This is a genomic window from Glycomyces xiaoerkulensis (assembly GCF_002798405.1).
Classification (GTDB): domain Bacteria; phylum Actinomycetota; class Actinomycetes; order Mycobacteriales; family Micromonosporaceae; genus Glycomyces; species Glycomyces xiaoerkulensis.
On record NZ_PGGV01000037.1, the window covers coordinates 196,863 to 210,181 of the forward strand.

Below are 13,319 nucleotides of genomic sequence, written 5' to 3' on the forward strand. Positions count from 1 at the left end.
TTGTTGTCACGAGCACGAGGATCACCGTCGTGATCGCAGAGGAGCTGCTCGGAGAGACCGGGAAACATGCCCGTGCGGAGGGAACGACGCTGCGCACGATGATCGAGGAGGGCCTGCGCACGGTGCCGCCCCAATCCGAGGTCAGTGAGTCCGGGTTCAAGCTGCCGGACGGCAGCTTCCGCGGAGACGGCCTACGCCCCGATGCCCAGGAGTCGAGCTGGGAGGAAATCCGGTCCCTCTCCTACGGAGACCTGATCCCGACCTCAAGCGTCACCGCTGGTCACGCAGCAAACCTCCCCCGCACTTGGGACCCAGGTCGCTTTCGGTGAGACTGCCGTCTCGGATGGCGACTACGCGTTCGGCGCGGTCGGCCACCTCGCGGTCGTGGGTGATCACCAGAACCGTCAGACGCTGGGCATGTAGGTCATCGATCGTGGCCCGCACCGCATCTGCGGTCGACGAATCCAGATTTCCAGTCGGCTCGTCGCACAACAGAGCGAGGGCTCGGCCGCGAAGCCCGCGCGATCGCCACCCGCTGGCGCCCCGCACCCGAGAGCGTCGTCGGCACTGCTTCCAGCCGGTGGCCGAGCCCGACCAGTTCGAGCTTCGCACGTGCGATGGCCTTGCGGCGGCCGTGTGGGACGCCCTGGCACACCAGCGACATCGCCACGTTCTCGGTCGCCGAGCGGTGCGCCATGAGATGGAAGGCTTGGAAGATGAAGCCGATCTTCTCGGCCCGCAGCCGGGTCCGAGCCGACTCCTTGAGCGTGGAGGTGTCGTGCCCGTCCAGCAGATAGGTCCCCGAAGTAGGCGCGCCGAGCATGCCCAGGAGGTTCAGCAGCGTCGACTTGCCCGAACCCGAAGGTCCGACGATCGCCACATACTCGCCGACCCGCACTCGCAGGTCGACCGGCTTCAACACCTCGACTGGCGGCGGACCGGGATAGGTCATGGCCAGTCCTCGCAGCTCGATCAGCTCGGGTACTGCGGCCCGCTCGGCCTCGATCCGCGGCAGATTCAGCGTCGGGTCGTCCACCATGCGCACCTCCAATCGATTGTGGGCGAGCCGGGATCAGGATCGGAGCGTGACCGCCGACGGGATTCGGGAGGCTCGCCAGGCCGGGTAGGCCCCGGCGACGATCCCGACCACCGCCCCGACCGCCGGACCGGCCGCAAGCAGGACCGGATCGAATACGGTCTGCCAGTCCCGAGTTTGCGACACGATCGCAACAATGCTCACGCCCAGGACTGTCCCCCACCAGGCCGCCGATCGGCCCGATCAGGGTCGACTCCCATACGAACTGCATCGCCACCGCCCGCCGCAACCCAATTGCGTCATAGCCGCTCCCAGGCAGCAGGTCGCCGCCGAATGGCTCGGTTGTTCGAGTAAGCATCTACGACACCCCTTGAAGCCCCTCCGCGACAAGCTCCACGTCGAAACCAATGACCAACTGATCGTCTTGGCATCGGTCAAGGGCTGGATCGAACCCGGCAAAGTGCTGCCGTTCGGCGGACGCTACTGAGACATGGCGACCTCGGCCACATCGTGTGGGCGAGGCTACGGCGCGCTCACCCGCGGCGCGGCAGGATGGAAGCATGACCGCTACTCTCGTGCTGCTTCGCCACGGCGAAAGCGAATGGAACGCCAAGAACCTTTTCACCGGCTGGGTCGACGTCAAGCTCTCGGCCGCCGGCGAGGAAGAGGCCGTCCGCGGCGGGCGCCTGCTGGCCGAGGCCGAACTGCTGCCCGACGTCGTCCACACCTCGGTGCTGCGCCGGGCCATCAACACCGCCGAGATCTCCCTGTCCGAGGCCGGCCGCTCCTGGATTCCCGTCAAGCGCCACTGGCGCCTCAACGAGCGCCACTACGGCGCCCTCCAGGGCAAGAACAAGGCCGAGACGCTCGCCGAGTTCGGCGAGGAGCAGTTCATGACCTGGCGCCGCTCCTACGACACCCCGCCGCCCGAGATCGAGCCCGGCAGCGAGTTCTCCCAGGACGCCGACCCCCGCTACGCCGACCTCGCCCCCGAGGTGCGGCCGGCCACCGAGTGCCTCAAGGACGTGCTGGAGCGGATGCTCCCGTACTGGTACGACGGCATCGTCCCCGACCTCAAGGCCGGCAGGACCGTGCTCGTGGCCGCCCACGGGAACTCCCTGCGCGCCCTGGTCAAGCACCTCGACGGCATCTCCGACGAGGAGATCGTCGGACTCAACATCCCCACCGGCATGCCCCTGCGCTACGAGCTCGACCCCGACACGCTCAAGCCGACCGTGCCCGGCGGGGAGTACCTCGACCCGGAGGCCGCCGCCGAGGCGGCCGCGGCGGTCGCCTCCCAGGGCAAGAAGTAGAGCTCCGAAGGTTAACGGAGAGTGACGACGGGACGGCCCGGTGCTCGACACCGGGCCGTCCCCGCGCATAGGCTGGAACCGTGCCGAAGCATCGTTCGACCCGTTCCCGCCTGCCGAAGACCGCCGGGCGCGCGCTGGCGGGACTGTTCACCGGCGCCGCCTTCGGCGCCGTCTCCGCCACCGTCGCGCTCACGCGGACCCGCAGGGGTCCGCGGCCGCACGGCGGCCACCTCCCGCCTGACCGGCGGCCTTGGGCGGCAGCGGTCGACCTGCTGCGTACCGGCGTCTGCCTGGTCAACGACTCCAACCGCGTCCTCTACGCGAACAGCGCCGCCCGCGACCTGGGCCTGGTCGACGAGGACGAGATCACCTCGCTGACGCTGCGGGCGCTGCTGGCGCAGGCCCGGCGGTCGGGGCGCTTCCGCACCTCCGACATCGAGGTCCCATCCCCCGGCATGGGCGAGACCAGCGCGGTGAGCGTCCGGATCACGCCCCTGCCCGACGGCGTGTCGGTCGCCGAGTTCCAGGACATCTCCGAGCTGCACCGCGTGGAGCGGGTGCGGCGCGACTTCGTGGCGAACATCAGCCACGAGCTGAAGACCCCGGTCGGGGCCATGCAGATCCTCGCCGAGGCGCTCAAGGACGCCGTCGAGGACCCCGACGCGGCCGAGCGGTTCGCCGATCGGATCCAGGAGGAGTCCTCCCGGATGAACCACCTGGTCAGCGACCTGCTCGAACTCTCGCGCCTCCAAGGGGCCGAGAAGCTCCCCGACCCCGAGCCGGTGTCGGTCGACCGGATCATCGGCGAGGCGTTCGACCAGACCCACATCAACGCCGAGAAGAAGGGCATCCGGCTCAAGACCACCGGAGTCGCGGGGCTCGAAGTGCTCGGCTCGGAGTCCCAGTTGGTGATGGCGGTCAAGAACCTCGTGGACAACGCCATCGCGTATTCACCCGAGGAGACCAGCGTCGAGGTGACCACCTCGACGTGCCGCCCGAGCGGTTCGGTGGCCCGGTCGCGGACCGTCTGCATCGGGGTGCGGGACGAGGGGATCGGCATCCCCTCAGAGGAAGTGGGCCGGATCTTCGAACGGTTCTACCGGGTCGACACGGCCCGCTCGCGCTCCACCGGCGGGACCGGCCTCGGCTTGGCCATTGTCAAACACGTTGCGGTGAATCACGGGGGTCGGGTCGAAGTGTCCAGCATGCCCGAATCCGGATCAATGTTTACCTTGATGTTGCCTGCGCGTTCCCTGCCGGCCGACGCGACGGCACCGAAGTCGGATGAAATCGACAGACCAGATGGCAGTGCTTGCTAGGGAAGGTTGATCCGTGACCCGCGTTCTCGTAGTCGAAGACGAGGAATCGTTCTCCGACGCCCTGTCCTACATGCTCCGCAAGGAGGGCTTCGAAGTGTCCGTCGCCGCCGACGGCGACGCCGCCATCAAGGAGTACGAGCGCACCGGCGCCGACGTGGTTCTGCTCGATCTGATGCTTCCCGAGAAGTCCGGCACCGAGGTGTGCCGTGAACTGCGGGCGAACTCGAACATCCCCATCATCATGGTCACCGCCCGCGACTCCGAGGTCGACAAGGTGGTGGGCCTGGAACTGGGCGCCGACGACTACATCACCAAGCCCTACTCCTCCCGCGAGCTGGTCGCCCGGATCCGCGCGGTGCTGCGCCGCTCGGCCGAGCCGGACGACCCGATCGTGACCGTCCTGGAGGCCGGGCCGGTCCGCATGGACGTCGACCGGCACACCGTCTCGGTCGGCGCCGACGACGTCCAGCTCCCGCTCAAGGAGTTCGAGCTGCTCGAAATGCTGCTGCGCAACGCAGGTCGGGTGCTCACCCGCGGCCAATTGATCGACCGGGTCTGGGGCGCCAACTACGTCGGCGACACCAAGACCCTGGACGTGCACGTCAAGCGCCTCCGCTCCAAGATCGAGCCCGAGCCGGGCAAGCCGCGCCACCTGGTGACCGTCCGCGGCCTGGGCTACAAGTTCGACCCGCACGCATAGCCGCACTGTCCCGCGAGGTCGGTTACGTTCCAGGCCGACCACCGCCGAGAATTTCAGGCGATGTTCCTCCGATGTTCACGGCGGGCGTTCGCGGCCCGGCCCGGCGGCCGCTAGATTAGACGGATGTCGAATCAAGACCCGCGGCGCTCGCTGCCGCTCCGGGAGGACGACTGCGCAGTGCCGCTGGTCCGCGAGCCGGTCGGCTCCGCGGCCGCGACCGAACTGTCGGCCGCCTTCAAGGCCCTCGGCGACCCGGTGCGGCTGCGGCTGCTCTCGCTCATCGCCTCCCGCGACGGCGGCGAGGCGTGCGTGTGCGAACTGACCGACTCCTTCGACCTGTCCGCGCCGACGATCTCGCACCACCTCAGGGTGCTGCGCGAAGCGGGCCTGGTCGGTTCCGAACGGCGCGGCACCTGGGTCCACTACCGGGCCGAGCCGACGCTCCTGCGCCGGCTCTCCGAACTGCTGGCCGTGCCCGCCGCCGGGTCCGTCGCATGAGCGCCGGTACCGAGACGCGAGAGGCCGGGCCGGTCGCCGGACTGTCGGCCCTCGACCGGTTCCTGCCGTTGTGGATCGGCGGCGCCATGCTCACCGGGCTCGGCCTGGGCCGGTGGGCACCGGGCGTCGGCGCGGCGCTCGACGCCGTCCAGGTCGGCGGGATCTCGCTCCCCATCGCCGCCGGACTGCTGCTGATGATGTACCCGGTGCTGGCGAAGGTCCGCTACGACCGGCTCGACTCGGTCACCGCCGACCGGCGGCTGCTGGCCGCGTCGATCGCGCTCAACTGGCTTGTCGGGCCGCTGCTGATGTTCGCCCTGGCGTGGACGTTCCTGCCCGACCTGCCCGAGTTCCGCACCGGCCTGATCATCGTCGGGCTGGCCCGGTGCATCGCCATGGTCATCATCTGGAACGACCTGGCCTGCGGCGACCGCGAGGCCGCCGCCGTGCTGGTGGCCCTCAACTCGGTGTTCCAAGTGATCGCATTCGGTGCGCTCGGCTGGTTCTACCTCGACGCACTGCCGCGCCTGCTGGGCCTGGACGGTGCGGGCCTGGAGGTCTCCGGCTGGGAGATCGCCCTCAACGTCGCGGTCTTCCTCGGCGTCCCGCTCGCCGCCGGATACCTGACCCGGCGCATCGGCGAGCGCCGGAAGGGCCGGAGCTGGTACGAATCCAGGTTCCTGCCCAGGATCGGGCCGTTCGCGCTGTGGGGCCTGCTGTTCACGATCGTGGTCCTGTTCGCCCTGCAAGGCGAGTCGATCATCGCCCGGCCCGGCGACGTCGCCCGCATCGCGCTGCCGCTGCTGGCCTACTTCGCGATCATGTGGGCGGGGTCCTTCGCGCTCGGCAAGGGCATCGGCCTCGACTACCCGCGCAGCACCACCCTGGCTTTCACAGCCGCGGGCAACAACTTCGAGCTGGCCATCGCCGTCGCGATCGCGACCTTCGGCGCGGCCTCCGGCCAGGCCCTCGCCGGTGTGGTCGGACCGCTCATCGAGGTCCCGGTCCTGGTCGGCCTCGTCTACGTCAGCCTCCGGGCACGCGCGCTGTTCGAATCCGGGCGCCCGGAACCGTCCGCACCGGGAAGGGAGACCGCGTGAAGCACCGGCCCGAGGTCCTGTTCGTCTGCGTCCACAACGCCGGCCGGTCCCAAATGGCCGCCGCACTGCTCGAGCACCACGCCGCCGGCCGGGTGGTGGTGCGCTCGGCCGGGTCGGCCCCGGCCGACTCGATCAACCCCGCCGCGGTCGAGGCGCTCGAGGAGATCGGCCTCGACATCGGCAAGGCGTTCCCCAAGCCGCTCACCGACGAGGCCGTGCGGGCCTCGGACGTGGTCATCACCATGGGCTGCGGCGACGCCTGCCCGGTCTACCCGGGCAAGCGGTACCTGGACTGGGAGCTGGACGACCCGGCCGGGCAGGGCGTGGAGGCCGTCCGCGGCATCCGCGACGACATCGACCGGCGCGTCCGGGACCTGCTCCGGGAACTACTGCCGGATGAATGACCGCAGAGAGGTTACGGTCGCTGGGACGGCGCAATGAGTGGGAGGCGACACCGATGGCCCGATTCGACTGGCTCACCGGCCGGCGTCGCGCACCGAGCGAGGCCCCGCGCCGACGGCGGCCCGAGACCGAGAGCGAACCGCCCCGGACCGATCCGTCGGGCGGACCGCTCATCGACTCCGCCGTCTACGCCGACGGCAGGCGGATCGAGCCGGGCTCGCTCGAACGCACCTACGAAATGGTGCGGGAGGGCCGCGGCATGGGCTGGATCGGGCTCTACCGACCCGAACGGCAGGTCATCGACTCGATCGCGGCCGAGTTCGGCCTGCACGAGCTGGCCGTGGAGGACGCGCTGGAGGCGCACCAGCGACCCAAACTCGAACGCTACGGCGAAACCCTGTTCGTGGTCCTGCGCCCGGCCCGCTACGTCGACACCCAGGAGGTCGTCGACATCGGCGAGCTCCACGTGTTCGTCGGCCCGGACTTCGTGGTCACCATCCGCCACTCCGAGGCCCCCGACCTGCGCGCGGTCCGCCGCCGCCTCGAATCGGCCCCGGAGCTGCTGAGCCTGGGGCCGGAGGCGGTGCTGTACGCGATCATGGACCGGATCGTCGACGACTACACGCCGGTCCTGCGCGGGGTCTCCAACGACATCGACGAGATCGAGATCCAGGTCTTCGAGGAGGACGTGGAGGTCTCGCGGCGGATCTACCAGCTCGGCCGCGAAGTCATCGAGTTCCACCGGGCCGTCGAGCCGCTGATCGACCTGTTCGCCTCGCTGCGCTCGGGCTTCGAGAAGTACCGGGTGGATCTGGAGATGCAGCGGCTGCTGCGCGACGTCGAGGACCACGCGGTGCGCGCGATCGAGCGGATCGAGGCGTTCCGGGAGCTGCTGAACAACATGCTGACGGTCAACGCCGCCGTGGTCTCCCAGCGCCAGAACGCCGAGATGCAGCGCCTGACCGAGTCCAGCCTGGTCCAGAACGAGGAGGTCAAGAAGATCTCGTCCTGGGCGGCGATCGTGTTCGCCCCGACCCTGGTCGGGACCGTCTACGGCATGAACTTCGACGACATGCCCGAGCTGCACTGGGCGTGGGGCTACCCGTTCTCCCTGGTGCTCATGGCGGCGGTGTCGATCACGCTGTACGCGGTCTTCAAATGGCGGCGCTGGCTCTGACGCGCCTACAGTGTCCCTCGTGGGGTTCGGCGAAGCAGAGGGCGTCGTGGTCGCCGACGGCGGCCTGGCCACCGAGTTGGCCGAGCGCGGCCACGACCTGAGCGACGCGCTGTGGTCGGCGCGGCTGCTGGCCGACGCGCCGGAGGCGATCGAGGCGGCGCACCTGGCGTTCTTCCGGGCCGGGGCCCGGATCGCGACGACCGCGAGCTACCAGGCGTCGTTCGAGGGGTTCGCCGCCCGCGGCGTGGGCCGGGAGGAGGCGGTGCGGCTGCTGCGGCGAAGCGTCGAGCTGGCGCGCCGGGCCCGCGAGGCGGCGCCGGACGACGGCCGGGAGCGCTGGGTGGCGGCCTCGGTCGGCCCGTACGGGGCGTCCCTGGCCGACGGATCGGAGTACCGGGGCCGGTACGGGCTGAGCGTGCGGGAGCTGGCCGCCTGGCACCGGCCGCGCCTGGAGGTACTGGCCGAGGCGGGCGCGGACGTGCTGGCGCTGGAGACGGTCCCGGACGTCGACGAGGCCGAGGCGCTGCTGGGCGAGGTCGACCGGCTGGGGGTGCCCGCGTGGCTCAGCTACACCGTCGAAGGCGGCCGGACTCGGGCCGGGCAGCCGCTGGCCGAGGCGTTCGCGGTCGCCGCGGAGGTCCCGGCGGTCGCGGCGGTGGGCGTCAACTGCTGCGCGCCGTCCGAGGTGCCGGAGGCGGTCGCGGTGGCGCGTGCGGCGACCGGCAAACCGGTGATCGCCTACCCGAACAGCGGCGAGGGCTGGGACGCCGAGCGCCGGGGCTGGACGGGGCCGCGGCGTTTCGACGCCGCCGGAGCCCGGGCGTGGGCCGAGGCGGGCGCGGCGGTCGTGGGCGGCTGCTGCCGGGTGCGGCCGGACGACATCGCGCGGGTGGCGCGGGCGGTCGGCCGGATGTGATGTGTCCGGCGGGCCGTCCGGTCGGGCGGTCTCGCGGACTCGCCGGTGCAGAAGCCGGCCCGCCGGGCTGTCGGCGCCGGCGGGCCGGTGGGGGGTGCCGGTCTAGCAGCCGAGGCCGCCTCCGGGGTCGACGCCGAGGATCTGGGTGAACTGCCGGTACTTGTCGATGCGGTTCTGCACCTGGGCGGGGTTGCCGCCGTCGCATTCGAGCGCGCCGTTGATCGAGCGGATGGACTCGCCGAATCCGGCGCCGGTGGTCATGGCGGTGTGGCCGCTCATGGTGCCCGGTCCGCTCTGGGTGTTCCAGTACCACAGGGCCGTCTGCCAGGCGACGGTCGCGTCCTGCTCGACCAGCCACGGGTCGGTCAGGAGCGGCAGGCCGAGGGCGTCGCCGGCGGCGTTGTAGTTGAAGTTCCAGCTCAATTGCATCGGACCGCGACCGTAGTAGGCGGCCTGGCCGGCGGGGCAGCCGTAGGGCTGTCCGCTGTCGCAGTAGTGCGGGTAGTTGCCGGTGTTCTGTTCGACGATGTGGACGAGCCCGCCGGTCTCGTGTCCGATGTTGGCGAGGAATGCGGCGGCCTCGCGTTTCTCGACGGCGGCACCGCCGGTGTTGGTGAACGCGGGGTAGGAGGCGGTGGCCTCGACGAGGCCCTGGTAGGTGTAGAAGGAGTTCCGGCCCGGGAACATCTGGTCGAACTGTGACTCGGCGACGATGAAGCCCGACGGGTCTCCCGGATCGGTGGGGTCGCTCGGGTCGTCGGAGCCGCCGCAGGGGACCGCGTCCCGCCAGACGCCCCACTGGCCGGTGGTGCCGGGTGTTTCGCCCACGGTCCACCACTGGGCGGTCCAGTTCCGGCCGTCGTGCGAGGCGACGTCGCCGCCGGTGTAGACGGTGCCGGGGTCCCAGGGAGCCGCGCAGGGCGCCTGGGCGTCGGCGGTGACAGCGGGCAGGCCGATGGCAAGGGCAGCCGTGGTGAACAGTGCGCTCACCAGGGCCAGCGCTCGTTGACGTGGTCGTCGGAGCATGTAGCACCTCAATTCATAAATAAACCTTCCTTATAGATAAATCTAACTATTCACCAAGACCGGCACAAGCCCCCATCCGGAGAAATCGGTCGGTGGGGACGCGGTCACCGTCCGGGACCCGGCAGGTCCCGGCCCGAACGGACGCGTTCGCAGACGGCTCCCGGGAAACGGGGCAGAATGGTGAAAGCACCCCGCAACGGGGCCGAGTTCGCGGCCGCCGGAGCCGAGCGGCCGCCTCCCGCAAGGCACCACTACAAGGGGAGAAGGTCAATGAACGTGTTCCTCTGGATCCTGCAGATCGTCCTGGCCGCGATGTTCCTCATGGCGGGCGTGATGAAGCTGGCGCAGCCCAGGGAGAAACTGCTCGGATCGATGCCGGTGTTCGAGACCTATTCGCCCGGCACGATCAAGTTCATCGGCATCGCCGAGATCGCCGCGGCCGCGGGCCTGATCCTGCCGCCGCTGATCGGCCTCGCGTCGGTACTCGCTCCGCTGGCGGCGCTGGGGATCGTAGTGCTGATGATCCTCGCGGCCATGGCGCACGGCCGCCGCAAGGAGACCCCGATGATCACCGGGAACATCGTGATCCTGGTCCTCGCCGCGATCGTCGCCTGGGGACGGCTCGGGCCGAACCCGTTCTGAGAGCTTCAGGCGGGGCCGCCGGGCAGGCGGCCCCAGCACGAGACCAGCGGGTAGGAGCCGATCTCGAAGGCGGGGTCGTCCAGCAGGTCCCAGAACCGCTTGAGGTCGTCCTCGGCGACCCCGGCCGCCTGGATCTCCTCGGCGAGCTGGGCGGTGTTGGCCCGGTGCAGGGTGATGCCCTCCTCGCCGCCGGGCCACGGCTCGGAGAAGGTGTCGGTGTCCAGATCAACCAGGCCGGCCTCGGCCAGGGCCGCCCCGGCCCGCTCGGCCCACACCGGGTCGGCGCCGTGATCGGCGATCACGTCCATGAGCGCGGCGTGGACGGCCCGGAACAGGGAGATCGCGTCGGCGTTCGGGGCTCGTCGGATCGGGATCCGCGAGCAGTCGAAGTCCTCCACCAGCAGTCGGCCGCCGGGCCGCAGGGCGGCGACCATGTTCGCCAGCGCCGTGCGGCGCTCGGCCACGTGCAGCAGGACCAGGCGGGCGTGGACGAGGTCGAAGTGGCCCCGCGGCAGTTCGTCGCGGACGATGTCGTGGCGCAGGACCGTGAGGTTGTCGATGTCGGGCAGGCTCTGCATGCGGTGCGGGTTGATGTCGGTGGCCAGCACCGAGCCGGTGGGGCCGACCCGCTCCGCCGTCCAGGCGGCCACCGAGCCGCCGCCTCCTCCGACTTCGAGGCAGCGCATGCCGGGTGCCAGCCCGGCGCGTTCGAGGCAGTCGCGGGTGTGGGGGTCGTAGCGGCGCGCCAGGACGTCGAAGCGGGCCCGGGCCTGTTCGGCGTCGTTGTCGAGCGTGTACCGGTCGGGTGCCTTCATGGTGCCCTCCATCCAGATCCGCCGACGATCAGGTCACGTTCGGTGAACGGTCCCCGGTCACATGGTAGGGATCAACATGTGGCGACGTGGACAGAAATCCGACACTCTGCTTGTACCGCATAGGTATTGACGCCGGACGGCCGCGGCCGTCGGCTGCCGCGCCGACCGTGTCGGCACCGTTCTGCTCCCGGTGACGTATCGCCTGGCAGCACCGCAGACTCGAGTCGTACTCGGGTAGGAGGCGGCCGGGCGGGGAATCGTTCCCGCGGGGGACGCTGGTACCGGCGGGTCACTTTAGGGTGAAGGCATGCTCGAAATCAAAGACCTTCGCAAGCGGTTCGGCGAGACCGTGGCCCTCGACGGGGTGTCCCTGTCCGCCCGCCCCGGAGAGGTGATCGGCTTCGTCGGCGCCAACGGCGCCGGCAAGACCACCGCCATGCGGATCGCCATGGGCGTCCTCGCCGCCGACGCCGGCGAGGTCGTCTACAACGGTTCGCCGTTGGGAGCCAGCCAGCGCCGCCGCTTCGGATACATGCCCGAGGAGCGCGGACTCTACCCGAAGATGAAGACCGGCGAGCAGGTCGCGTACTTCGGGGAGCTGCACGGGATGAGCCGCGCCGAGGCGAAGCGCGCCACCGCGGAGCTGCTGGCGCAGCTCGACCTCACCGACCGGGCCGGCGACCACGTCCAGGAACTGTCGCTGGGCAACCAGCAGCGGGTGCAGTTGGCGGTCTCGCTGGTGCACCGGCCCGAACTGCTCATTCTCGACGAGCCGTTCTCGGGGCTCGACCCGATCGCGGTCGACGTCATGGGCACGGCACTCAAGGAGCGGGCCGCCGGCGGCGTCCCGGTGATCTTCTCCAGCCACCAGCTCGAACTGATCGAGCGGCTGTGCGACTCGGTGGCCATCATCTCCGCCGGCCGCATCATCGCGGCCGGCTCGGTCGAGGAGCTCAAGGCCCGCGAGACCCGGCGGCTGCGCCTGCGGGTCGCGACCGCCGAGGACCTGAGCGGCCGCCTGCCCGGCACGGTCACCCGCGACGGCGAGGACTACCTGGTCGAAGGCGGCGACGACCAGGAGGTCCTGCGGATCGCGGCCGACGCCGGCCCGGTGAGCCACTTCGCCTACGACCAGCCGACCATCGCCGAGATCTTCCGAGAGGCGGTCGCCCAATGAGCACCCAGAACTCCGAGACGTCCAACCTGCGCGGGCTCTGGCTGGTGGCCTCCCGCGAGATCCGCGTGCGCGGGCTGTCCCGCGCCAACCTCGTCAGCCTCGCGGTCACCGTGCTCATCGTCGGGGTCCTGGCGGCGCTGCCGACGCTGCTCTCGGGCGAGGACACCACCCGGATCGGTCTCGCCGGCGAGGAGGCCGCGGCGATCGAGCGGCAGTTGGCGCCCAACGAGGACTACGAGGTTACCGTCTACGGCTCGGTCGGCGAGGCCGAGCGGGCCGTCGAGGACGGCGAGGTCGAGGCCGCCGTCGCCGAAGGCGCCCTCTACACCGAGAACCGCGTGGACACCGAACTGCGTACCGTCCTGGATTCGGCCTGGCGGGCCGCGAGCGTCCAGTCGGGCCTGGAGGCGGCCGGTCTCGAGCCGTCCGAGATCGAGCAGGCCCTGGCGACCGAACCGCTGGAGACGGTCTCGCTGTCCGAGGGCGGGGTGAGCGGCCCCCTCGACTACTTCACCGGCCTGATCATCTCGATCGTCATGTTCTTCATGCTGATGATGCCGGTGCAGTACATCGCGATGGGCGTGGTCGAGGAGAAGTCCAGCCGGATCGTGGAGATCCTGCTGACCAGCCTCAAGCCGTGGCAGCTCCTCGGCGGGAAGGTGATCGGACTCGGCGTGGTGGCGCTGGTGAACCTCGTCGCGATCATCGCCGTCGGCCTCGGGGTGTCGGCGGCGACCGGACTGCTGCCCGACCTGCCGGAGGGCACCGCCGCCGCGGCGCTGTCGACGATGGGCTGGTGGATCCTGGCGTTCGCGCTCTACGGCACGCTCGCCGGCGGCGTCGGTTCCCTGGTCTCGCGCCAGGAGGAGGCCGGCTCGGTGCTCGCGCCGATCACCACCGCCCTGACCATCGCCTACGTCGGGTCGATCTTCCTGCTGAACGCCCCCGACAGCGTGCTGGGGCGGGTGCTGTCGCTGGTGCCGCCGTTCTCGGCGATCGCGATGCCGACCAGGATGTCGATCACCGCCGTCCCGGCCTGGGAGGTGGCGCTGTCGATCGGGCTGCTGGCACTGTCGGCGGTCGGCGCGCTCCTGCTCGGCGCCCTGCTCTACAAGCGCAGCGTCCTGCACACCGGTTCGCGGCTGAAGCTGCGCGAGGTGCTGCGGCGCGCCGCCTGAACGGAGCGCCTGACGGCCCG

16 protein-coding genes are annotated in these 13,319 nt (G+C 70.4%); 12 read left to right on the top strand and 4 right to left on the bottom strand.

Features of this window, described 5'->3' with window-relative positions; genetic code table 11:
- The first annotated feature begins 29 nt into the window (after positions 1–29).
- Positions 30–329 carry a hypothetical protein gene (locus CUT39_RS20915; RefSeq protein WP_198587246.1) on the top strand — a complete coding sequence of 100 codons (300 nt, stop codon included), beginning with the start codon at positions 30–32 and terminating at the stop codon, positions 327–329.
- Between the two features lie 95 nt (positions 330–424).
- On the opposite strand, the gene CUT39_RS17305 is transcribed toward CUT39_RS20915, so the two are convergent.
- Positions 425–1,039, bottom strand: a complete 615-nt coding sequence (locus CUT39_RS17305) for an ABC transporter ATP-binding protein (protein ID WP_198587247.1) — start codon at positions 1,037–1,039, stop codon at positions 425–427.
- A 33-nt stretch (positions 1,040–1,072) separates the two neighbouring features.
- Positions 1,073–1,240, bottom strand: coding sequence for a hypothetical protein (locus tag CUT39_RS20510; protein ID WP_157930781.1), 168 nt, complete (start codon positions 1,238–1,240; stop codon positions 1,073–1,075).
- Between the two features lie 356 nt (positions 1,241–1,596).
- On the opposite strand from CUT39_RS20510, the gene CUT39_RS17310 reads away from it, so the two are divergent.
- The 8 genes from CUT39_RS17310 (at position 1,597) to mmuM (ending at position 8,461) form a co-directional block, all read left to right on the top strand.
- The gene (locus CUT39_RS17310; RefSeq protein WP_100448701.1) at positions 1,597–2,349 is read left to right on the top strand and encodes a phosphoglyceromutase; all 753 of its coding nucleotides are present in this window, start codon (positions 1,597–1,599) and stop codon (positions 2,347–2,349) included.
- A gap of 80 nt (positions 2,350–2,429) precedes the next feature.
- Positions 2,430–3,668: a sensor histidine kinase gene (locus CUT39_RS17315; protein WP_100448702.1), complete on the top strand. Its 1,239-nt coding sequence runs from the start codon at positions 2,430–2,432 to the stop codon at positions 3,666–3,668.
- A 13-nt stretch (positions 3,669–3,681) separates the two neighbouring features.
- Entirely contained in the window at positions 3,682–4,368 is a 687-nt protein-coding gene (locus CUT39_RS17320) for a response regulator transcription factor (RefSeq protein ID WP_100448703.1), read from the top strand.
- Positions 4,369–4,491: 123 nt separating this feature from the next.
- Positions 4,492–4,866, top strand: coding sequence for an ArsR/SmtB family transcription factor (locus CUT39_RS17325; RefSeq protein WP_100448704.1), 375 nt, complete (start codon positions 4,492–4,494; stop codon positions 4,864–4,866).
- Entirely contained in the window at positions 4,863–5,966 is a 1,104-nt protein-coding gene (arsB, locus tag CUT39_RS17330; protein WP_100448705.1) for an ACR3 family arsenite efflux transporter, read from the top strand. Before CUT39_RS17325 ends, arsB begins: the two co-directional genes overlap by 4 nt.
- Positions 5,963–6,370: an arsenate reductase/protein-tyrosine-phosphatase family protein gene (locus tag CUT39_RS17335; RefSeq protein WP_100448706.1), complete on the top strand. Its 408-nt coding sequence runs from the start codon at positions 5,963–5,965 to the stop codon at positions 6,368–6,370. Before arsB ends, CUT39_RS17335 begins: the two co-directional genes overlap by 4 nt.
- A gap of 53 nt (positions 6,371–6,423) precedes the next feature.
- A complete protein-coding gene (locus CUT39_RS17340; RefSeq protein ID WP_100448707.1) occupies positions 6,424–7,545 on the top strand; it encodes a magnesium and cobalt transport protein CorA in 1,122 nt (373 codons plus the stop codon).
- Positions 7,546–7,564: 19 nt separating this feature from the next.
- Positions 7,565–8,461, top strand: coding sequence for a homocysteine S-methyltransferase (mmuM, locus tag CUT39_RS17345; protein ID WP_100448708.1), 897 nt, complete (start codon positions 7,565–7,567; stop codon positions 8,459–8,461).
- A gap of 102 nt (positions 8,462–8,563) precedes the next feature.
- On the opposite strand, the gene CUT39_RS21340 is transcribed toward mmuM, so the two are convergent.
- A complete protein-coding gene (locus CUT39_RS21340; protein ID WP_100448709.1) occupies positions 8,564–9,487 on the bottom strand; it encodes a glycoside hydrolase family 19 protein in 924 nt (307 codons plus the stop codon).
- A 270-nt stretch (positions 9,488–9,757) separates the two neighbouring features.
- On the opposite strand from CUT39_RS21340, the gene CUT39_RS17355 reads away from it, so the two are divergent.
- Entirely contained in the window at positions 9,758–10,129 is a 372-nt protein-coding gene (locus CUT39_RS17355) for a DoxX family protein (protein ID WP_100448710.1), read from the top strand.
- A gap of 5 nt (positions 10,130–10,134) precedes the next feature.
- Here CUT39_RS17355 and CUT39_RS17360 read toward each other — a convergent pair whose 3' ends face one another.
- Positions 10,135–10,944, bottom strand: a complete 810-nt coding sequence (locus CUT39_RS17360; RefSeq protein ID WP_100448951.1) for a class I SAM-dependent methyltransferase — start codon at positions 10,942–10,944, stop codon at positions 10,135–10,137.
- Positions 10,945–11,251: 307 nt separating this feature from the next.
- Between CUT39_RS17360 and CUT39_RS17365 the strand changes: the two genes are divergently transcribed.
- Positions 11,252–12,121: an ABC transporter ATP-binding protein gene (locus tag CUT39_RS17365; RefSeq protein ID WP_100448711.1), complete on the top strand. Its 870-nt coding sequence runs from the start codon at positions 11,252–11,254 to the stop codon at positions 12,119–12,121.
- Complete coding sequence (locus tag CUT39_RS17370; protein ID WP_100448712.1) at positions 12,118–13,299, top strand: ABC transporter permease; 1,182 nt, start codon at positions 12,118–12,120, stop codon at positions 13,297–13,299. The genes CUT39_RS17365 and CUT39_RS17370 overlap by 4 nt, the downstream gene beginning before the upstream one ends.
- Positions 13,300–13,319: the final 20 nt, after the last annotated feature.

What these genes read in the sequence shown, in the direction of transcription:
- CUT39_RS17365 (WP_100448711.1), top strand. Translation starts at nt 11,252, where the DNA reads ATGCTCGAAATCAAAGACCTTCGCAAGCGGTTCGGCGAGACCGTGGCC.
- CUT39_RS17310 (WP_100448701.1), top strand. Translation starts at nt 1,597, where the DNA reads ATGACCGCTACTCTCGTGCTGCTTCGCCACGGCGAAAGCGAATGGAAC.
- CUT39_RS17355 (WP_100448710.1), top strand. Translation starts at nt 9,758, where the DNA reads ATGAACGTGTTCCTCTGGATCCTGCAGATCGTCCTGGCCGCGATGTTC.
- CUT39_RS17325 (WP_100448704.1), top strand. Translation starts at nt 4,492, where the DNA reads ATGTCGAATCAAGACCCGCGGCGCTCGCTGCCGCTCCGGGAGGACGAC.
- CUT39_RS21340 (WP_100448709.1), bottom strand. Translation starts at nt 9,487, where the DNA reads ATGCTCCGACGACCACGTCAACGAGCGCTGGCCCTGGTGAGCGCACTG.
- CUT39_RS17370 (WP_100448712.1), top strand. Translation starts at nt 12,118, where the DNA reads ATGAGCACCCAGAACTCCGAGACGTCCAACCTGCGCGGGCTCTGGCTG.
- CUT39_RS17305 (WP_198587247.1), bottom strand. Translation starts at nt 1,039, where the DNA reads ATGGTGGACGACCCGACGCTGAATCTGCCGCGGATCGAGGCCGAGCGG.
- CUT39_RS17340 (WP_100448707.1), top strand. Translation starts at nt 6,424, where the DNA reads ATGGCCCGATTCGACTGGCTCACCGGCCGGCGTCGCGCACCGAGCGAG.
- CUT39_RS17360 (WP_100448951.1), bottom strand. Translation starts at nt 10,944, where the DNA reads ATGAAGGCACCCGACCGGTACACGCTCGACAACGACGCCGAACAGGCC.
- arsB (WP_100448705.1), top strand. Translation starts at nt 4,863, where the DNA reads ATGAGCGCCGGTACCGAGACGCGAGAGGCCGGGCCGGTCGCCGGACTG.